This is a genomic window from Consotaella aegiceratis, from assembly GCF_036541425.1.
GTDB lineage: Bacteria > Pseudomonadota > Alphaproteobacteria > Rhizobiales > Rhizobiaceae > Consotaella > Consotaella aegiceratis.
This window is the reverse complement of record NZ_JAZHFT010000061.1, coordinates 1-20566: the sequence shown is the minus strand read 5'-3', so window position 1 is coordinate 20566 and position 20566 is coordinate 1. Positions and strand designations below refer to the sequence as shown.

General features: G+C 59.8%; 19 protein-coding genes. 5 read left to right on the top strand and 14 right to left on the bottom strand.

All coding sequences use genetic code 11. The features are described 5' to 3' along the window. Positions 1-367: 367 nt before the first annotated feature. The 6 genes from SMD10_RS23210 to SMD10_RS23185 all read right to left on the bottom strand — a co-directional run bounded on the left by SMD10_RS23210 (position 368) and on the right by SMD10_RS23185 (position 6780). Positions 368-1576, bottom strand: coding sequence for a lactonase family protein (locus SMD10_RS23210; protein WP_331688124.1), 1209 nt, complete (start codon positions 1574-1576; stop codon positions 368-370). Between the two features lie 86 nt (positions 1577-1662). Further along, positions 1663-2772 (bottom strand): hypothetical protein, encoded by a 1110-nt coding sequence (locus SMD10_RS23205; protein WP_331688123.1) that lies wholly within the window; start codon positions 2770-2772, stop codon positions 1663-1665. Beyond that, positions 2769-3260 (bottom strand): C-glycoside deglycosidase beta subunit domain-containing protein, encoded by a 492-nt coding sequence (locus SMD10_RS23200; RefSeq protein WP_331688122.1) that lies wholly within the window; start codon positions 3258-3260, stop codon positions 2769-2771. The genes SMD10_RS23205 and SMD10_RS23200 overlap by 4 nt, the downstream gene beginning before the upstream one ends. Positions 3261-3398: 138 nt before the next feature. Then, the gene (locus SMD10_RS23195) at positions 3399-4382 is read right to left on the bottom strand and encodes a glucokinase (RefSeq protein WP_331688121.1); all 984 of its coding nucleotides are present in this window, start codon (positions 4380-4382) and stop codon (positions 3399-3401) included. 67 nt (positions 4383-4449) lie between these two features. Then, complete coding sequence (locus tag SMD10_RS23190) at positions 4450-5565, bottom strand: Gfo/Idh/MocA family protein (protein ID WP_331688120.1); 1116 nt, start codon at positions 5563-5565, stop codon at positions 4450-4452. Positions 5566-5727: 162 nt separating this feature from the next. Further along, positions 5728-6780, bottom strand: coding sequence for a sugar phosphate isomerase/epimerase family protein (locus SMD10_RS23185; protein ID WP_331688119.1), 1053 nt, complete (start codon positions 6778-6780; stop codon positions 5728-5730). Positions 6781-7111: 331 nt separating this feature from the next. On the opposite strand from SMD10_RS23185, the gene SMD10_RS23180 reads away from it, so the two are divergent. Beyond that, entirely contained in the window at positions 7112-8296 is a 1185-nt protein-coding gene (locus SMD10_RS23180) for an ROK family transcriptional regulator (protein ID WP_331688118.1), read from the top strand. Between the two features lie 134 nt (positions 8297-8430). On the opposite strand, the gene SMD10_RS23175 is transcribed toward SMD10_RS23180, so the two are convergent. The 3 genes from SMD10_RS23175 to SMD10_RS23165 form a co-directional block, all read right to left on the bottom strand. Continuing rightward, complete coding sequence (locus tag SMD10_RS23175; RefSeq protein WP_331688117.1) at positions 8431-9723, bottom strand: MFS transporter; 1293 nt, start codon at positions 9721-9723, stop codon at positions 8431-8433. A gap of 578 nt (positions 9724-10301) precedes the next feature. Beyond that, positions 10302-10616: a hypothetical protein gene (locus SMD10_RS23170; protein ID WP_331688116.1), complete on the bottom strand. Its 315-nt coding sequence runs from the start codon at positions 10614-10616 to the stop codon at positions 10302-10304. 5 nt (positions 10617-10621) lie between these two features. Then, on the bottom strand, positions 10622-10777 hold the full coding sequence (locus tag SMD10_RS23165; protein ID WP_331688115.1) for a hypothetical protein: 156 nt from the start codon (positions 10775-10777) through the stop codon (positions 10622-10624). A 128-nt stretch (positions 10778-10905) separates the two neighbouring features. On the opposite strand from SMD10_RS23165, the gene tnpA reads away from it, so the two are divergent. Genes tnpA through tnpC form a run of 3 tightly spaced genes read left to right on the top strand, consistent with a single transcriptional unit; the run spans position 10906 to position 13290 of the window. Then, the gene (tnpA, locus tag SMD10_RS23160) at positions 10906-11334 is read left to right on the top strand and encodes an IS66-like element accessory protein TnpA (protein ID WP_331688114.1); all 429 of its coding nucleotides are present in this window, start codon (positions 10906-10908) and stop codon (positions 11332-11334) included. Next, on the top strand, positions 11331-11684 hold the full coding sequence (gene tnpB, locus SMD10_RS23155; protein ID WP_331688113.1) for an IS66 family insertion sequence element accessory protein TnpB: 354 nt from the start codon (positions 11331-11333) through the stop codon (positions 11682-11684). The genes tnpA and tnpB overlap by 4 nt, the downstream gene beginning before the upstream one ends. Before the next feature lie 49 nt (positions 11685-11733). Next, positions 11734-13290 (top strand): IS66 family transposase, encoded by a 1557-nt coding sequence (tnpC, locus tag SMD10_RS23150; RefSeq protein WP_331688112.1) that lies wholly within the window; start codon positions 11734-11736, stop codon positions 13288-13290. A 3-nt stretch (positions 13291-13293) separates the two neighbouring features. Here the strand turns inward: tnpC and SMD10_RS23145 are convergent, their stop codons facing one another. Further along, on the bottom strand, positions 13294-13731 hold the full coding sequence (locus SMD10_RS23145) for a hypothetical protein (RefSeq protein WP_331688111.1): 438 nt from the start codon (positions 13729-13731) through the stop codon (positions 13294-13296). A gap of 294 nt (positions 13732-14025) precedes the next feature. On the opposite strand from SMD10_RS23145, the gene SMD10_RS23140 reads away from it, so the two are divergent. Continuing rightward, positions 14026-14520 carry a hypothetical protein gene (locus SMD10_RS23140; protein ID WP_331688110.1) on the top strand — a complete coding sequence of 165 codons (495 nt, stop codon included), beginning with the start codon at positions 14026-14028 and terminating at the stop codon, positions 14518-14520. A gap of 257 nt (positions 14521-14777) precedes the next feature. On the opposite strand, the gene SMD10_RS23135 is transcribed toward SMD10_RS23140, so the two are convergent. The 4 genes from SMD10_RS23135 to SMD10_RS25635 form a co-directional block, all read right to left on the bottom strand. Further along, positions 14778-17930: an efflux RND transporter permease subunit gene (locus SMD10_RS23135; RefSeq protein ID WP_331688109.1), complete on the bottom strand. Its 3153-nt coding sequence runs from the start codon at positions 17928-17930 to the stop codon at positions 14778-14780. 3 nt (positions 17931-17933) lie between these two features. Further along, a complete protein-coding gene (locus tag SMD10_RS23130) occupies positions 17934-19106 on the bottom strand; it encodes an efflux RND transporter periplasmic adaptor subunit (RefSeq protein ID WP_331688108.1) in 1173 nt (390 codons plus the stop codon). Positions 19107-19189: 83 nt separating this feature from the next. Beyond that, complete coding sequence (locus SMD10_RS23125; RefSeq protein ID WP_331688107.1) at positions 19190-19813, bottom strand: TetR family transcriptional regulator; 624 nt, start codon at positions 19811-19813, stop codon at positions 19190-19192. A gap of 181 nt (positions 19814-19994) precedes the next feature. Then, positions 19995-20207 (bottom strand): universal stress protein, encoded by a 213-nt coding sequence (locus tag SMD10_RS25635; RefSeq protein WP_432757306.1) that lies wholly within the window; start codon positions 20205-20207, stop codon positions 19995-19997. Between the last annotated feature and the right edge of the window lie 359 nt (positions 20208-20566).

Sequence of the window (20566 nt, the reverse complement as noted above, 5' to 3'; positions counted from 1 at the left end):
AAAGCGCCAGTCGATCGCCCGCCCGAGCCGGACCAGCGCGTGGTGCGGGTCGACGATCTGATCAAGCCGAGCCCGGAACAGATCGCTCTGCCCGCTGTCCCGCCGCTCCTTCGGACGCATCGAAAAGTCCCCCGATCATCGATCCGGGAACCAGTGAATCACGCCAACCAAGCCAGCGCAATTTGCAAGTTTATCAGCCCCAAAACCGCCCAATCCTGCAAAAGGGAATTCTTCGCCAACCATGATCCGGAAGCCTTTTCAAGGGCTTCCCAATTCTTCACGGGTGACTAATTGGGCGGGTTCGATGCAGCACTTCTTCGGGGCCCTCCTGCGGCCGACCACTGCGACGGCATGTGCCTGCCATATTTCACCGAACGTTGGTTTGCTTGACGAGAATGAACCCCGGGCGCGGGACGGGTGTCGTCGATACCCTCGATAAGCGGCCCGTTGACACTTCCACGGCCAAGGTGAGAATTGCATTGGCTGGGCGGTCAGCCGCAAACACGTATCTGCCAGAGGGATCAAACGCGAAGCTACGCGCAGCGACGCCCGGATGAAGCGACTCTGCGAGCGGATACGAATCCCGGAAGCTCAGCCGTCCACTCACCTCGTCGATCTCGAACGAGGCCAAATTATCGACGCCGCGGTTGTTCACCAAAAGCAACCGCCCGCTTGGATGAATTTGGCAATCCGCGGGAGCGTTCCCAGCCATTTCCGAAAAGATCGTGCGCACCGTTTCGATGTGCGCAAGCGCACCGGTCGCCGAGTCATAACGATAGGAGGACACCGTCGATGCCATCTCGTTCGTCACAAAAACGAATGGCTTGCTGGGGTGAAATACTGGATGCCTGGGGGCAGAACCTGGAGGAACTGAATATATTCTCGGCCGGGAAAACTTTGCAGCGCGCTCGTCTATCGCGAAGGTGTAAATCTTATCGGCGCTTTTTTCGCAAACCAAAATAAAACGACCCGCTGGATCGAACGTTGCGGAATGAGCGTGGGGGCTAGCTTGGGGGTGCCGTCCGACTTGTACCGAATCCGAGGGATCCTTGCCGTGCCCTTCAAAGACCCAAACGTCACACGCAGGCTCCAATTCTCCGTTCTCCGAAACTGGATAGAGAGCGAGCGTGGAATCGTCATAGAGATGTTCGATCTGGAACCCACTAGCAGTGCGAACGATCCGCTCGACATGCTCGAAGGAGCCATGGCTCGCGGTGACCACCCATCGCCTCTTTGGGTCCACCGACACGTAAGTGGGGAAAGCTCCAAATGCCGTCTGTGAATTCAGGAGAGATAGTCGTCCGTCATCCGAGCCAACAGCAAACGCCTTTACCGAGGCTTCCGGTCCAACTGGACCTCGACCATCGTTCTTTCGCTCATCCACCCCATAGAGGAAATTCCCGTCAGGTGAACAACATAGAAACCCCGCCTCCATTTGAGGCATGGTCGAGCTAACGGGCACCATCGAACCCGTGTCGGGATCGACTGCGTAAATGCGAATTCCCGCGTCCGCCGGCCCGGTTGGCCCGGCATAAGAGCCGACGTAAGCGATCAGAGAACGACCTTGCTCAGCCATAATACCCCCATCTTGTGAACCGATCGCCGGGCTGAACGCGACGCTCGGCGGTGCGCAACGGCAGCACCCGATTCCCGGCCTGCTCGTCAGATGCCGATTAGGCGCTTGAGCATTTCGTGATGGCGTCGAGCCTGTTCCACCTCGTCTTGGTAGAACTCGACGTCGAGGTCTTGGTAATGTCTCTGACCTTCATTCTCGGAATTAACGTAACCATCGAAACCTCCGCGCTTCAGCGCCTCGATCGCGGTCTCGTAGTCGACGGCCTTGTCCTCGTACTGACCGGGCTTGCCGCGTATTTCCGTCATGTCGTAGAATTTCGCATGACAACTTGCAATGTAAGGAACTAAAGCCTCCAGTTCCTCCCCCGTCGACCTTGGCAGACGGAGCGGCCACCCCAGCAAATCCCAATCTAATGGCGTCGGATTCGGTACATTTTCCTTGCAGATGGCGACATACTCATAGATGCCTTTGGCAAATTGAGCAGGTGGCTCGACATTCTTGAGCACATACCCCACGAAATACTGATGACTCGCGAAGCTACGTTCCGAATGACCAAGATGATCGACCACCCGATCATCACAAAGGGATTGGGCAAACGCGATCGTCTCAGGGCGACATCCGTTGCGCTCGTACCAATCGGCCGTTGGTTGATTGATGCGTACCTGGAAAATTCCGAAATCGGGGACGAAGCCGAGTGATTTGCAACCCGTCTTCTCGCAGTGCTCCACAATCTCCGCCACGTCCGGACCGGTAAGTGACATGGGCGCGTGAACTTCCTTAGCCAATCGGATGCCAAGGCTTTCCGCCAACGGTAATGCCCTTATGTGAAGATCGAGGCTGATTGAGCTGTGGGTTCGGACGATCCCAAAGCCCAGCTTACTCGCGATGCGGATATCCCTCTTCAGCCGGTCCGTGGCCTCATCGGCATCCATCACGTGGTCGCGGAACTGGAGCACGTCCAGATGAGCATCATAGGTAACGGCCCGCGTCTTGTAGTGCGCCATAACCTCGTGCCATCTCTCCACGAAATCGCATGAGGGGAACGGGTAACCCCTGATCGCCTGCTCACTAATGATTTCGATACCGTCGGCGTCGAGACCTTGACGGACCTCCTGGATCTGGGCCCAAACATCTTTGATGTTAAAAAACTGTGTTTGCTGGTAGCTATAAAGCGAAACCCCACGTTTGATCGTCATACTGAAACCTCCACAACCGCGTCCGCCGGCAGGAAAAATTCATACGAAACCGGGCTATATGTCTTGTCCATGATCAGAAAATGTCTTGTATCGGGACCGGGATCGGGTGGGCTATCCACGTATTCCTCGTGCCCTGGAAAATATCCGTAGGCCGCGAAAACGGACTGTTTAAATATCAGCTGGTGTCGCCCCTCAGAAAGGCCCCCAGGCCTATCGACATATACCCATGCTTCGTCACCGAAGTCCCAGTGCTCGAAGCCTGCGTTGCAAATCTCGTCAAATGACCGCGGCGGCTTGCCATTCACTTGAAATGATTGTTTTTCACGAGGAATCAGTTCGCCATCAAGCACCAGGTAGTAACCATTATGCAGAGAAACAAATACGCCACGATAATTCGAATTCCGGACGGCGAATTTGAAGCCTATGACTGAGCTACCGATAGAAATATTTCTTATACTTTTTTTATTTAGAAGATATCTGTCGAACATCTAAATCCCTCATCGTCTATTTGTTAGATATACGTTGCCATGCTCGATGGTCGTGCTCACCATTGAGATCTTCCCGGATCGGTGTTTATTCGCGTCTGCATCAATCGAGGCATAGATCAACGTCCATGCCGACCAAGCTCACGAGAGGTTGACGGGAAGCCTCAGTCCAAAGCGCGCGGCTCCTAGAAGGGCCGGATACCTATGCGTAATGACTCGAACGGGGATCGCCGACATATAGGCCTGCATGACACCCTTATTCTCGAAGCAGCGTCGAAACTCTTGGGCATCGAGCTGACCAAGCAGGCGCGGCAGGATTCCCCCGGCAACATACGCCCCACCTCGCGATCCAGTGGCCAGGACAATGTCGCCCGCCGCCGTCGCCAGAAACCGGATGAAGTGGTCAACGGCCATCCTTGACAGCGGGTCGCCAGCGCGAGCAGCGCTAGCGATCGGGCCGGCATCGGCATACACCGCTTGAGCGCCCTGGAGCTCGGCGCAAGCTCGATAAAGCCTGACGAGGCCCGGCCCAGATACGATGTTCTCGACTGAAACGTGATTCAAATCCTTTGAGAGAATGGTTCGTAGGGCCAGTTCTTCTGGACTTTCCGTCGGGAGGGTGATGTGACCGCTCTCGGTTGGTATCACGAGCTCCTCCTGGCTGCGCAGAAGGATACTCGCGCCGAATCCGGTACCGGGACCGAGAACCACGCATGATACCTGCCCGGCCGTGTCCAACTCGGGACCGATCGTGTGAAGGTCCGGGCCGCTGAGCGACGGGATAGACAACGCCAGGGCCGCAAAATCGTTGAGCAGCTTGGTGACGGGGATTCCGGTTCCCGTCCTCACCCCTTCTTCAGACAGTGACCACGCCCTGTTTGTGAACGTCACCGCGCCGTTGGCGACCGGACCTGCAACCGACAGAACGACCGCGTCCGGCAATCGATCAAGGCATTGGCATTCGAGGTAGTAGTGGATCGCACTTTCGGGGGTCTCGAAATCGTCCGCGGCCAGCGCCGAAAACCCCTGCACAGACGGATGCTCGGCCGTTCCGTAAGCAAGAGCGAACCGGGCATTCGTTCCGCCGATATCGCCCACCAGGCAAAACGGACCGCGTTCCGACATAGGAAACCTCTGAACGAAAGGAGTGGGAAAAGCCCGCGCGCCGGGCCGGCACGCGGGATTATCTCGACTAGAGCTCGACCGCCTTGCCCGATGCGGCGGATTGGTAGACCGCGTCGAGCACCTGCGTCACCACAAAGGCCTGTTGCGGCTTCACAACGGGCTCAGTGTCGTTGACGATCGCATCGATCCAGAACCGCAGCTCCCGATCGCCCACCTTGATGGCTCCATCGCCGAAATGCGAAGTGATCATGGGGGAGACGGGCGACTGCCGCGTCTCGATCATCCGGTTGTACTTCATGGCGTTGAACACGATTTCGCCGGTTTCGACCGACGAGTTTGGCGCCGGATTTTCGCAAAAAGTCTCGGCGCCTCCCAAGGTGCCGGCGACCGTCACTTGAGCCTCTCTCGAGGTAAGCACGTTGAGCGCCCACGCTGCTTCGATGAAAATCGTCGCGCCGTTCTTCATCTTCAAAAGACCGAACGCCGAATCCTCGACCTCGAAAGTCTTGGGATCCCAGGGGCCGAACCAGTTGCCTTCGTACTGGTCGCGCATTTTCTCGAACGTCGTACCGAGAACGATATGCGGCTGGTAATTGTCCATCGTCCAAAGCGCCAGATCGAGCGCGTGGGTGGCAAGATCGATCAGCGGGCCGCCGCCTTGCTTGGACTTGTCCGGGAAGACGCCCCATGTCGGCACCCCACGCCGGCGAACGGCGTGTGCCTTCGCAAAATAGACTTCACCGAGGTCGCCGGCGCGGCAAGCTTGATAGAGCAACTGCGAGTCGCGGCGAAAGCGGTTCTGGTAACCGATGGTCAGCTTTTTGCCGCTCTCTCGCGACGCGTCCAGCATGGACTTAGCATCGGCCGCGGTCGCCGCCATGGGCTTTTCGCAAAGGACGTGACAACCCGCCATGAGCGACGCGACCGTCAGCTCCGCATGCGAGACGTTGGGCGTCAGCACGTAAACGACGTCGAGATCGACATCGCGAAGCATCTGCTTGTAATCGGTGAAAGCGCGCGCCCCCGGATCGCCGAACTCCTCGCAGGCCTTTCCGGCTCGCTCCTCGACGATGTCGCAGAAGGCACGGAGTTCGAGCCGGTCCTTCTGCCTCATAAGAGCAGGAAAATGCTTGAGGCGAGAAATCGCGCCACAGCCGATAATTCCAAACTTCAGTTTTTCCATTCAACCCTCCATAACTATACTAATGGTTGCGAGATTTATCTCCGAGACCCTCTTTAGCCTCGACATCAAATTCCGGGTGAACGCGCCCAACCAAGCCACCGGCAACGCGAGGATTTTCCTGGCGAATGAGCCGAGCCTGAGACTTCGGATGCCAGAGGATTTTCAGAGGCCGAGCAGGCGCCGGTTCATACCGTGGTCCGTGCCGGCTCGCGCAAAGTCGTCAAAGGCACGATCGGTGACGTGAATGATGTGATCCCGGATAAACGCCGCGCCTTCCCGTGCGCCGTCCACCCCATTCTTCAGGCAGTCTTCCCATTCAAGCACCGCCCACCCCGCGAAGTCATGCTCAGCCAATTTTGCGAAAATGGCGGGAAAGTTGACTTGGCCATCTCCTAGCGAACGGAACCGGCCAGCTCGGCGAACCCAGTCTTGGTAACCGCCGTAGACTCCCGAACGCCCATTCCTGCCGAACTCGGCGTCCTTTACGTGGAAGGCGCGGATTCGTGAGTGATAGAAGTCTATAAACTGGACCTCATCGAGGCTCTGAAGGACGAAATGACTTGGATCATAGAGTATGCAAGCCCTTTCGTGCGCATCAACCGCATCCAAAAAACGCTCGAAAGTTGCCCCGTCGTGAAGATCCTCACCCGGATGCAGCTCGAAGCAGACATCGACGCCATTATCCTCGAATACATCAAGAATACCACGCCAACGCCGAGCCAGTTCTGCAAAGGCTTCCTTGATGAGACCATTTGGTCTTTGAGGCCAAGGATAGAAATAGGGCCAAGCAAGGGAGCCGGAGAACGTTGCGTGAGTCGACAAGCCGAGGTTTCGGCTTGCTTTTGCCGCAAGGCAAAGCTGCTGAACGGCCCATTCGGTGCGAGCCGTTGGGTTGCCGCGGACCGCTTCGGGCGCAAAGCCATCGAACAAGAGGTCATATGCGGGATGAACTGCGACCAGTTGCCCTTGCAGATGGGTCGACAGCTCGCAGATTTCGATCTTCACGTCTGCGAGCCTCGCCCGGACGTCATCGCAGTAGGTTTTGCTTTCCGACGCCGTGCGGAGATCGAAAACTGCAGCGTCCAAGGTTGGCACCTGAACAGCTTCGTAGCCGAGTTCCGCCGCCCATCTCGCAATCGAAAACAACGTGTCGAATGGCGGCGTGTCGGACAGGTATTGGGCGAGAAATATCCCGGGCCCCTTGATCGTCTTCATCGGCGTTGCCTCCCCAATTTCCAATCGCTCACGGCCACCAACGATCGACGGCATACCCGATCTATTTCGTGAACGATCGGGCACGGATTTGCCATCAACCACTCGATATAAGTATCATATCGCTCTTATCACGGCAAGAATATTCGATATATGGTTTTATATATGAACGATTTGCGTCAGTTTGGCGCATCCGCGGCCGAGAAGCCGTCGAGTTCGAGCCAACCAGTGAGATCCGACCGGCGATACGTGCGGCAAAGCACGACTGTTGATCGTTCAATTTTTGAATGATAGTGTCGCCCCGTGCTAAAGGATGTAAAGCAGAAGGGCCTTTATGAACGGTCGTCGTGAGGCACGGCAGGGGAGCGTTCAGGCTGTCCTCGATCTACTGAGAAGCGAGGGGCCGACCTCTCAAGCGAACATCGCTAGGCGCACAGGGCTTTCCCGAGCCACGATAAACAACATTGTGCGCGCTCTTTATCAGGATGGGGTAGCCGAAGTTCATTGGATTAATGGACGAGAGGCGGTCGTCAGCTTATCGCCCAAGAAGGGAACGATTCTATCGATCGAGGTGGCGCCGCAGTTCCTTCACGGAGCTGCTTTTTCAGTTGGAAGCTCGGAACGTCACGATATCCTTTTGTCGGAGGATGACGGCAGCCTTGAGAAGAATGTTGGCCCGGAAGAGGTAAGGCGGCTGGTCTTTGCCCTTGCCGAACGTTGCCATGTCGAAATTTCCGATCTTGCCGGCATAGCAATCGGCATGCACGCGCCGATAGAGGCGCACACGGGCGCCGTGGCCGGATGGGCCGCCTCCGACCTGGACCTGTGGATCAATGTTCCGATCGCGCAGCTTCTGCCTGACCACGCGAACGTTCCGATCATTGCTGACAACGATGCGAACCTCGCAGCGCTGGCGGAATGGACATGGGGCTCGGGAAAAGGGACGAGCCACTTTCTCCATGTGGTCTGTTCGAGCAAGATTGGCGGCGGATTTATCGTGGACGGTAAGATCTATCGCGGCGGAAACGGAATGGCGGGCGAGTTGGGCCATCTCGTCATCGATTACCACTCGGATAAGGTCTGCTATTGCGGCAGCCGCGGCTGTCTTTCGACGCTGATAACGGAAAAAGCGATCCTTGATTCGCTTCGAGGAAGCGAAAGTCCGAAAGATTCGCTGACCGAAGTACTCGAATCCGCCCGGCAGGGGGATCCGCTCTGCCGTCGTATCCTGCTTGAGGCAGGACAGTACCTCGGGGTGGCATTGGCGGATATTACCAAGATAATCGCTCCTGACGTTATTTCGGTCGGAGGCCTGCTTGGCAGTGCGGGTCCACTAATATTCGACGGATTGCGAGCGTCGATCGAGGTTTCGAATCTGAAGATCATATCCCCCGGCGTCGAGATGCGGGCAGGAACGATTAGCAAGGATGCAACGATCCTCGGGGGATTGGCTGCCGTCCTTGAACACCTGGGCGGAGGATTCAGCGAACTTCCTCGTTGGGCGCAGCATGCCCAATAAGCGGCCAATATCCGCTGGAACGAACTCCCCAGTGCTCCTGCCTCGACAGGGACAGGATCGGTCAATTGCACGAACCGACGTCCAAAGCCTGCCGGCAGCCGCACTGCGACGAGAACGGCTGCCGAAAAGCAACTCTATTGGGCGCTTTCGGGCAACACCAACCGTTTCGGCTCCTCCTTGACGGATAGACGAAACAGGGAAATCCACAATACTGCCGTGATGACCGCAGACCCGATCGGAACCAGCCAGATCGGCGTCCACGCGGCCGGCCCAGCGTCCGGCATCACCGCCACGGTTGCGCCGAATATTTGCCCGGCGGCGAAAGAACCGATCAATGCACCGAAACCATTGATGTCGAGGATCAACCAGCTTTGCGCCTGCGCCGAAACTTTCTCGGGAGCAATGCGATCGACGTACATGGCACTAATGATCAGGAAGAAGTCGTTGCAGATACCATGAAGCGCAACACTTGCGATCGCAAGCGAAGCATGCCCATGGGCCGCGGCGATGAACAGGGTAAACCGGAGCCCCCACATGCCCATGCCGAGGAGCATTGCCCATTTGACGCCGATACGCTTCAGCACGAAGGGTATCGTCGAGATGAAAAGAAGCTCCGACGTCACGCCTATAGCAAGCACGCCCGCGACATTTTGAATGCCTAGGGCGCCGAGATAGGCCGATCCGAACGTATTGTAAACGCCCAGTGATGTCGACGTCAGGAAGACGCAGACAAACAAGATCGCAAAATTTCGATCTTGGAATAGAACGAAGGCGCGCGCGCCAATCAAGTCACCAAACGAAAGCTTGTTACCTTTTGCCGCTGGAGGCGTCGCAGGTAGCGTAAACGCATAAACGGCGAAAAGAATACTTGCGCATCCCGCCACCGTGAAAATTCCAGTCGAGGCGGACAGATTGAGGTATCCAACGAAAAGACCTGAACCGATCCAACCGATGGTCAATGGTAGACGGATGTAAGGAAAGAAACTCGCGTCTAGGTGTCGGAAGGCGATTTGGTTGATCAGACCACAGGTAGGTTGGAAGAGCAGCATGTAGGCGAAAATCAAAAGAAGAACCAGCCAACCTGCCCCTGCTAGAACAGCAGATGGAACAAACAGCATCAAAACAGCGCCGAGAAGATGCGCAATACCGAGCAGCTTCTGTGACGCCATAAACCGATCCCCGATTGCGCCGAGAAACAGGGGGGAAACGATGGCGGCAACAGCTGCGAGCGAATAGGCATATCCGATAATAGTTGGAAGCTGGTGGGTTGCCAGGACCAGGCCGAGGGTCGCAAACCAGGACCCCCAAACAAATCCTTCCAGGAGCATCATTGTGCCCAGTCGGGCGAACATGATGACGCTCGCATTTTTCTCTTTGCCACCCTGCGCGTCGATGGCCTGCTCGAAAGAGCCTGTCGTTTGGCCCATTTGTCTCCCCTCCCGAACGGTTTGATGGAAGACAACATATATCCTAAAAGATAAGCATCATATAGAACTTTACCACGCAATTTTGTCGCATCTATCGTTCGTTTTTTGAATTGTCTGTGAGTGATTGCCGGCTCGCAGGGTCATGCCGCGGTTTCCCGTGGCCACCACGCAGTTGACTCGCTGCCAACGCTTGGAGCCAGGTATCTCCGGCCAATCTTGGGTTCGACATTCGAGAGCCACATATGCCGGAAAGGGATTGGAGCCATGCATCAAAGCCCCTAGCCCCTGAATCCGCCTTAGCCCATCTATGTATCTGACGAAGCTAAAATCGAAGCTTGGAGACTGTTGTGAGAAAGAATTCGAACGTGGGCGTATTCCAAGGGTCGACTCTCAAGCGTTTGCTTGGTCAACAAAAGAAGCAACTAGGTTCTTATGCCAACGATATTCGTCTGGCGCTGAATCATTATAAAGGACCGCTGTGATAGCACTGTTGGCTGCGCGCCGGTTACACGATATGAAGATGTAGTGCACCGTGCCGATTTCTTCGGAGAACTCAGCTTTCTGGGAGAAAGTAGTCATCATGGTGAGATCGACATCGAAGAGATATTCGCCGGTGGTCCGAAAACGGGCTGTCTGCATGGTTCGGGAGTATCAGGGCGAATATGGCTCGTGGCGGAAGTCGATTGCCCTCCATCGCCACGAAGGAAGGTCGGTTGCTCGGGCGAGACGCTGGGCAGCAAATTGGGCTTGCCTAGTCGAGCGTGATCATGGCGATCGAACTCGATCTTGCTGAACTCGGCATCGGCGGGATAGTCGGCTCCGCCCTTCAGCACCTGTGGCACGACCTTCGCAATCGCCTCGGCGGCGAACAGATCGCCGTGCTCGGCCTCCATCTCCTTCAGGGTGCGACCGTGGCGAAAGTCGATCTCGACCCCGGTGCCCGGCCCTCGGTGCCCGACAAGCGTCCTTCCAGATCGGCGCGCTTGCCGCCAGGATGCCATTCGGCCGCTTCGAGGCCGATCTGCGAGACGATTTCCGCGACATCGGACGGCATGTCCTCCGCTCGCGCCGACAGCGGCAAAAGCAGGCTACCGAGGGTGACCGCCGCGAGGAACCCACGTTTCGAAGCGACTGGTTTTCGGCAATTTCTTCCGTCTTTGGAGGGATATGCGGGGCGGCAAGATGGATGATGCCAGGCTTGAAGCCAGGAACGATGGCGGCGACCGCCGGATCGAGGTGATCACGGGCGATCGGCGGCGCCGATCCTGGTCGGACGAGGAGAAGGATCGGATCCTGGCGGAAAGCACGGGGCCCGGCGCGAGTGTCTCCGACGTGGCGCGCCGGAACGGCGTGAACCGCGGCGTTCTGACGGTCTGGCGTCGGCAGGTCGGCCTGAGCAAGCGCCGCAAGGGCGCCGAGAAGGCGGCGCCGGGCTCGCCGATGTTTGTTCCGATCACAGTCGATGCTGGGGCAGCGGTCAATGCTTGCGCCACGCGGAATGACAAGCCGCGGATCGAGGTGGAGTTCGACGGCGGACGGATCGTCATCGACGGGAACATCGATCCCCGGCTCGCCGCGGCGGTGGTGACGGCGGCCCGCGACCGGCCATGACGGCGGATCAAAGAAGCCGCAGGATCCTGGTCGCCACGCAGCCAGTCGACTTTCGGCGGGGGATCAACGGCCTGGCCGCGCTGGTCGCCGAGGCGCTGGGCGAGGATCCGTATTGCGGCGATGTCTTCCTGTTCCGGGCGAAACGGACGGACAGGTTGAAGATCCTCGTCTGGGATGGCAGCGGCATGATCCTCGCGACGAAATGGCTGGAGACCTCGCGCTTCACCTGGCCGCCGATCCGGGACGGCGCAATGCATCTGACACCATCGCAGTTCTGGCTCCTGCTGTCCGGTCTGGACTGGACGCGAGTGCCGGAGAAGGCCGAGAAAAGACCGCCCAGAATCGCCTGAACGCCTTGATTTGCATGGCCTTGCGCATGCCTCCGCGGTACTCTTGGTCATGCCGATTCGCCCCGATCAACTGCCGCAGGATCCTGCCGAACTGGCCAGGCTGGTGATCGATCTGACCGCCCAGGTTGACAAGCTCACCGCCCTGCTGGGTGGCCTGCGTACCTTGATCTTCGCCAGCCGGTCGGAACGCCTGTGCGCGCTTTCCAAAGATCAGATGGCGCTCGACCTCGGCGATCTGGCCGCCGTCATGCCGGCGGCCGAGGCGAACGACAATGGGCCGCCCGATCAGCACCGACAGAAGCAGCGGCGCGGCCGGGAGGCCAGGCGGAACATCGGCGCCTTGCCGGCGCATCTTCCCCGGGTGGAGGAGGTCATCGAGCCGGCGGTGAAGACCTGCCCCTGTTGCGGTGGGGCGCTGCACCGCATCGGCGAGGACGTTCGCGAGGCGCTCGGCGTGGTGCCGGCGTCCTATTGCGTGAAGCGTCGGATCTTTCCCAAATACGTGTGCCGCGCCTGCGTGGAAGGCGTCGTGCAGGCCAAGGCGCCGGCCCGCATCGTCGAAGGCGGCATGGTGGAGAACGAACTCGTCGCCCAGATCGCGGTTGCCAAGTTCGCCCGGCACCTGCCGGTTCACCGTCAGGTACAGATGATGGCGGCGCAAGGCATCGTCATCGACCGCACGACGCCGTGTCTGTGGCTGAAGCGACTGGCCTGGTGGCTACGGCCGCTTTACGATCGCCAACTCGAGATCACGCACGCCCAGGCCCGGATCTTCTGCGACGAGACGCCCTTGCCTGTGCTCGATCCCGGACGCCGAAGGACGAAGCGGGGCCAGTTCTGGGCGCATGCGATGGACGACCGGCCGTGGGGCGGACCGGCTCCGCCCGCTGTCACCTATGTCTATGCGGCGAGCCGTTCGGCGCGGGAACTTGCCCGCCAACTCGCCGCTTTCGACGGCATTCTGCAAGTGGACGGATACCGGGCCTACAAGACGCACGCCCGAACAGCCGAGCGGAGGGTGGCGCTCGCCTTCTGCTTCGCCCATGCGCGACGCAAGTTCGTCGAAGCCCACAAGATCACCGGCTCGCCCTTCGCGGCCGAGGTGATCGACCGGCTGGCCGATGTCTACGGCATCGAGGCTCGCATCCGCGGCAGAAGCGCCCAGGAGCGCCGGGCCGTGCGCCAGGCGCAGACGCGGCCGATCCTGGAGCGGCTCGAAGCGGACATGAAGGCTGTGCTGGGCGAGATATCGCGGCAGTCGAAGCTGGCGCAGGCCTGCCGCTACACGCTCGAGCACTGGACCGGCCTGACCCGGTTCCTCGCCGACGGGCGCATCGAAATCGACTCCAACATCGTGGAGCGGAATATCCGGCCCATCAGTCTCGGGCGGAAGAACCACCTCTTCGCGGGCAGCGAAGGCGGAGCGCAGACCTGGGCAATCCTGGCCTCGCTGATCAACACCGCCAAGCTGAACGGCATCGATCCGCAGACCTGGCTCCTCGACGTGGTGGAGCGGATCGTCTCGGGGAGAACCCCCATCAACCGGATCGACGAACTCCTCGCCTCGAACTGGAAGCCTGCCGGTGCCGCGGTGGCGGCGGCCTGACCGTCACGTGGCGCCGATCGGCATGGCAACCGTGTCGGCGTCGGTGGTGTCCGCATGCACCGCCTCGCGGATCAGCCGGTCCGTCGTCTCCTCGAAGTGCAGCCACAGATCCGCGTGCATGTCGGAGAACTGGCGCCACACCATCGTCTCGAAGAACTGCCGCGGCGCCCGCACCATGATCGTCGTCCGACGCTGTCGCGGATAGCGGTAGGGCCGGATGCCGTAACGCCGGCACAGCGCCACGAACAGGCGCACCGCCCATGGATCCGGCATCGAGAACTGCATCTCGACCGGCGGATCCCGCCGGCTGATCTCGGCGAGCTTGTCCTTCAGGCGCTCCAGCGCGGCCCCGGCGGCATCCCGTTCGCCCGCGGTGCCGGCGCCGAAATAAAGCGCCTCGACCTTCTGAAGCTTCTCGCGAAGCTGCTCTTCAATGCCCATGGCGCCGACCTCGCTCTCCGTCGAGCGACCGCACCATCCCGACCACGCCCTGTCAATCCACTGCCATATCTCTCCACACCTTCCAACGTGTGTTAGCCGCGGCGGTTACGCTGAAGCAATAGCCACCGCCTTCCCAGGCAACTCTTCAATGCGAATGCTCCTTGGCGGATCATGATCCCCGAAAGATTCCAGCCCAGCACTCATTTTTGTAGCCACCGACGTGGTTCACGGAAACAGGTTCATTCTATCCGCATTGGGTGGGGACATCGGCAACAACGCCGAGACCTTTCCATCGTGCTTTCGCACTCCAAGTCCTTCCTTTGCGAAATCTGGGAGGGCGCCGACACCGCTCTGCGTAGCGCCATTCGGATCACACGCGATGGCAATGGCTCGACCCTCGCCACCTGGGACGTACGGCAGGACTGCATATCTGAGCACGACAAGCGCCATGAAAAGCTCAGGGCGTACATGCTCGATAGCGCGGCGGCGGACGAACGCGAGGTGGCTGCGGCACTGCGCCCCATCCTCGAACATTTCGTGCGGGTCGCTTATCCAGGAGCGTTCCCGCCCGGATCGTTGCTCGGCCCGTTCATCGGCCGCTGCCAGCAGAACCTGGAGACGCCAAATGAGATTTTGAATGCGGCGGATATCGCCGAACTACGCGACCTGCTCGAATACGCCAACCGCTTCCATCACGACACCAATGCGGCCTGGGAAACAGCTGTGATCAACGATCAGCAGTTGGTCCAGTTTTGCAGCCGGACACTGCGCTTCGCCCTGCGCATATGATAAAGGATATTATCATATGCACATCATGCGAACGCTTTTTTATTTCAGCAAGCTCTCACGGCACGAAGACGCAATCCTGTTCAAAGGAAGGTGAATCATTCGCGCGCCAAGGTGACCTGATTACCCCCTGAAAACCCAGCTTCACCAAACGCTGCCATTACCTGCATATTGTTTCACAATACGGCTACAAAACCGCAGTGGCCGAAGCTCGGTCTTATCGGCAACAATACAGCTTCAAGCAGCGTCCGAACCATGTGTCAGGCTGAAACTGCCTGCTGCGCGCTGCTTCGCCGCCCGAACACCCGTGAAATAAGCACAAAGAACACCGGAACGAAGAAGATCGTCAGTGTCGTGCCGGTGATGGTGCCGAACAGCGTCGCGTAGCCGATGGCTTCGCGGGCTCCGGCGCCGGCGCCGGAAGCCAGGACCAGCGGCACCACGCCCATGCCGAAGGCGAGCGACGTCATCAGGATCGGGCGGAAGCGCAGCCGCGCGGCATTGCGCACGGCCTCGAGCGCACTTTCGCCCATGGTGGCCATCCGTTCGCGAGCGAACTCGACGATCATGATGCCGTTCTTGCCGGTCAAGCCGACCACCGTCAGCAGGCCCACCTGAAAATAGACGCCGTTCGACTGACCGCCGATCCAGGCCCCGATCAGGGCACCCAGAATGCCGACGGGCATGGCCAGGATGACCGCGATCGGAATCGTCCAGCTCTCGTAGAGGGCGGCAAGGCACAGGAACACCGCCGCGAGCGCCAGCGTATAGAGCGCCATCGCGCCGGCGCCGGCCTCCTTTTCCTCCAGCGACATGCCGGTCCACTCCAGGCTGAAGCCCGGAGGCAGCTGCTCGGCCAGTTCTTCCATGGTGTTCAGAGCGTCACCCGAGGTATAGCCCGCCGCGGCCGAGCCCTCGATCTCCATGGCGGGCAGAGCGTTGTAGCGGCTGACCTGCTGGGGACCGAAGACCCACTGCTGCGAAGCGAAGGTCGAGAAATCGACGAAGTCTCCATTGGCGTTCTGGATGCGCCACAGTGCCAAGTCTTCCGGTCCGGTCCGGGCCCAGGGCTCGCCCTGGACGTAGACCTGCTTGACGCGGCCCTGGTAGAGGAAGTCGTTGATATAGGAGCTCGACCAGACGGTGGTGAGAAACGAGCCCACATCCGCCGCCGTCACCCCCACCGCGCCGGCCTTGGCCCAGTCGATGTTCATCTGGAACTGCGACGCGTCCTCGACACCGCTGGGGCGCACCGTGGTTAGAACCGAGCTCTGCCCCGCCAGACCCAACAGTTGGTTGCGGGCATCGAGCAGCTCCTCGTGGCTCTGTCCGGCATTGGCCTGCAGGAAGCCGGTAAAGCCGTTCGACGTGCCGAGCTCCATCACCGCAGGCGGCACGATGGGGATCACCAAGGCTTCATGGATGCCGCCCATCAGAGGTCCGAAGGCGCGGCCGGCGATCGCCGTGATGCTGTCTTCCGGCGACGGCCGTTCCTCCCAATCCTTCATCTTGACGAACATCATGCCCATGTTCTGGCCCTGGCCCGCGAAGGAGAAGCCGCGCACGGAAAACACGGATTCGATGTTCTTGCCCTCAGCCTCGTTCCAATAGGTCTCGACCTTGTGCAGAACCGCCTCGGTCTGTTCCGCCGTGGATCCGGACGGAAGCTGAACGATGGTGATCAAGGCACCCTGATCCTCGTCCGGCAGAAACGACGTCGGCGTGCTGGTGTACAGGAAGTACATGCCGCCGACGATCGCGGCATAGATGACCAGCATCACCAGAGACCCGGCCGTCACCCAGCGGACGAGCCAGCTGTAGCCGTCGGTGAACTTGCCGAAATACTTCTCGAACCCGTTTCCGAAGCCCGTGCCCAGACGCGACAGCACCGACTGGCGGCGTTGCTCGTGGGCATGCGGCTTCAGGATCGTCGCGCACAGGGCCGGCGTGAAGATCAGGGCGATCAGAACCGACAACGCCATGGCCGACACGATGGTGACGGAGAACTGCTTGTACATCTCGCCGGTCGCGCCGCCGAAGAAGGCCATCGGCACGAACACGGCCGAGACGACCATCGCGATGCCCACCAGTGCGCCCGAGATTTCGTCCATCGACTTGCGCGTCGCTTCCCTCGGGCCGAGATGCTCGTTGTGCATGATGCGCTCGACGTTCTCCACCACGACGATGGCGTCATCGACCAGAAGACCGATCGCCAGCACCATCGCCAGCATGGTCAGCGTGTTGATGGAGAAGCCGAGCGTCGCCATGATCCCGAAGGTTCCGAGCAGAACCACCGGAACCGCCAGTGTCGGAATCAGCGTGGCGCGGAAGTTGTGCAGGAACAACAGCATCACGATGAAGACCAGCACGATGGCTTCCACCAGCGTGTGGATGACCTCCTCGATCGAGATCCGCACGAAGGGCGTCGTGTCATACGGGACGACGTAGCTGACGCCGGCTGGCAGGAACTGCGCCAGTTCCTCGATCTTGGCATTGACCAGGTCAGCCGTATCCAGCGCGTTGGCGCCGGAGGCAAGCTGAATGGCCATACCTGATGACTCTTTGCCGTTGTAGAAGCCGGTGATCTCGTAGTTCACGGTTCCGAGCTCGGCCCTCGCGACGTCGCGCAGCAGCACCAATCCACCGTCGGTGTCGGCCCTGAGCACGATGCGCTCGAAGTCGTCGGGCGTTTTCAGCAGCGATTGTGCCGTGACCGTCGCGTTGAGAAGCTGCCCTTCGGGAGCCGGAGCTGCACCAAAGCTGCCGGCTGAGATCTGGGCGTTCTGCGCCTGGATGGCGTTGACCACCGTTGTCGGCGACAGGTCGTAGTATTTGAGCTTCTGCGGGTCCAGCCAGATCCGCATGGCATATTCCGACCCGAACACCTGGACCTTGCCCACGCCGGACAGACGCGCGACGGGCTCGACCATGTAGGAGTTCAGATAGTCGGCGAGATCGATGGCGCTGCGGGCGCCGTCGTCGGACACCAAGGCGACGATCATCAGGAAGCTCGTCGCCGATTTCTCGACGGTCACGCCCTGGCTCGTCACCGACTCCGGCAGACTCGCTTCGGCCTGCGAAAGCTTGTTTTGCACCTGCACCTGGGCGATGTCGGGGTCGGTGCCCAGTCGGAAGGTCAGAGTGATCGTCGCCTGTCCGGTCGAGGTGGTACTGGAATCGATGTAGCGAAGACCATCGAGTCCAGTCATTTCCTTCTCAATGATCTGCACCACCGTGTCGGCCACCGTTTCCGCGGAGGCGCCGGGATAGGTGGCGCCAATGACGATCGAGGGACCCGAAATGGAAGGATATTGCGCGATCGGTAGACGCAGGATGGAGAGAACCCCCGATCCCATGATGATGATCGCGATAACCCAGGCAAAGATTGGTCGGTCGATAAAAAAGCGCGCCATGGGTCAGTCTTCCCGGCTTTCCAGGGCAGCCGTCGCAGCCGAGTCGCCCGTATCGGCCTCGGCCGACCACTCGTCTTCGACGATCTGCACCGGGGCGCCGGGACCGGCCTTCTGGAACCCCGAGGTGACGACCTGGTCGCCTTCGTTCAGCCCGGACGTCACCACCCAGTTGTTGTCGGACGCAGCCAGAATCGTCAGATCGCGAACTGCGACCTTGCCATCCTCGACCACCCAGGCGTGCGCTCCGCCTTGCGGATCACGCGTCACCGCGCTCTGCGGCACCAGGATCGCGTTCTCGACCGTGTTCAGAGCGAACTCGGCCTCGACATAGAGACCAGGCAAGAGCCGATAGTCCGGATTGGGAAAGCTGATGCGCAGCGTGACCATTCCGGTTGTCGGCTCGACCTGGGGCTCGGCGCCCGAAAGCTCTCCCTTCTCGCCGTAAGTCTGCCCCGTAGGCAGGATCAGGGAGACGTCTGAAGCCTTGGCCAGCTCGCCCCCCTCGAACGGGACGCCCCAATTCAGGAGATCCGTCGCCGACAAGGTCACGTCGACATAGACCGGATCCAGCGTGCGGATCGTCGCCAAAGTGGTTGTTTGCTGCGCCGCGACCAGGGCGCCGGTCGTGGTCTGCGACAGGCCGATCACGCCGGCGACGGGCGCCCGGATCGTGGTGCGATCCAGATCGATCTTGGCGCTCGTCAACTGAGCCTGGGCGGTCTGCAAGGCCGCCGAAGCGGCGTCGCGTTGAGCATTGGCGGTGTCACGAGCCGCCGCCGAGCCGGTGTTGGAAGAAAACAGCTTTTGGGCGCGTTCGGCGTCGATGACCGCCAAGTCAAAGTTCGCCTGAGCCTGCGTCACGCTGGCCTCGACCGCCGCGAGAGCCGCCTGATAGGTTTGGTCGTCAATCTTGTAGAGGGGTTCGTCCTCGGTGACTCGCGCGCCCTCTTCGAATAGGCGCTCCTTGATGATCCCCGATACCTGCGGCCGCACTTCCGCGATGGTGGATGCCTTGATCCGTCCGGGCAAGCGTGTGGTCTGCGTGAAGTCGGCGGGCTTCGCCGTCATCACCGTGACTGTCGGGGTCTGCTGCGTCTGGCTGATCGCGGGCAGGCACCCGAGAGCCAACGCAAAGAGAGACGCAGAAATGGCGGCCAGCAGAAACTTGGGAAACATGAGAGCTCTGTTCGATGACAACGGAAAAATCGAGAGAATGCATGCATGCCGTTCCGATGGCGGCCCAGGCGCTATCGCCGCGATCATGGATCTGACGAAACGACCGGGACCTTCATCAATAGCTGCATCTGCTTGCGAACGATCTTGCCGCCGATGTCCTTGAGCGAGAAAGCGCGCCCCGACCGCAGCCATTCACTCAGCAGTCCGGACATCGAGGCCATCAGCATGACGGCAGCCTCGTTCGGATCGAAGTCAGAAGACAAGAAGCCCTTCTCCTGGCCCTGCGAGGTCAATCGCAAGGTGGCGCCGAACAGCTCGGCGTTGAATTCTTCGAACCAGTTCGTCTCGTCCGCGTTGGGAATATAGCCCCACATTATGACGAACAACCTTTGCTGGCGCTCGTCGACCTCCAGCAGTTCGAGGATCTCGATCGCTGATTTCTCCAGCAACCGCAGCGGATCGTCGTGACCCTTTTCCGCTGCCGCGAAAACCAGTTGTCGCTGGAGCGGCGCGCAGCGCTCCTTCAGCGCTCTCAGCAGATCGCCCTTATCCTTGAAGTGCCAATAGAAGGCGCCGCGGGTCACTCCTGCCGCTTGTGATATCTTTTCAAGCGTCGCGGAGCTCACCCCCTGTTCGCAGAAGACCCGTTCGGCCGCGTCCAGAATGGCGCAACGCGTCTTTGCGGCTTCTTCCTTGCTCCTGCGCATTCGGCTCCCCTCTCGCGGCGCCCTCCTTATACAAACAAATATGAACGTTTGTAAAGATGGCTAATGCGTGGGAGCAGGGCTATCGCATTTGGCCCAGTGTTTGTATACGGAGGTGAGACTGCCTTGAGTGAAATTCGAGGCGTCATCATCGCGGCCGCCCATCGTTCGTTCTCCGCCCGTTTCACCGCGAGATGATCATGGGAACCGGCGCACTCGCCAGAAGAGAGCGGGTCGTGCCGCTAAACAGCAGCTCTGCGGCGCGCGGGTGGCTATAGGCGCCGATTGCCAGGAGATCCGCATTCCGTTCAAGCGCCTCCCTGACAATGACATTGGCGGTCGGCGCTCCGTTCGATGCGACATGAACGACCTCGGCCTTCGTGTCATGCCGGGCCAGGTGCTGAAGCAGGTTGGTGCCGGGGTTGTCTCCAAACCGCTCCGGATCCCTTTCGCCGTCGACGATCAGTAGTCACCCGTGAAGAATTGGGAAGCCCTTGAAAAGGCTTCCGGATCATGGTTGGCGAAGAATTCCCTTTTGCAGGATTGAGCGGTTTTGGGGCTGATAAACTTGCAAATTGCGCTGGCTTGGTTGGCGTGATTCACTGGTTCCCGGATCGATGATCGGGGGACTTTTCGATGCGTCCGAAGGAGCGGCGGGACAGCGGGCAGAGCGATCTGTTCCGGGCTCGGCTTGATCAGATCGTCGACCCGCACCACGCGCTGGTCCGGCTCGGGCGGGCGATCGACTGGCGCTTT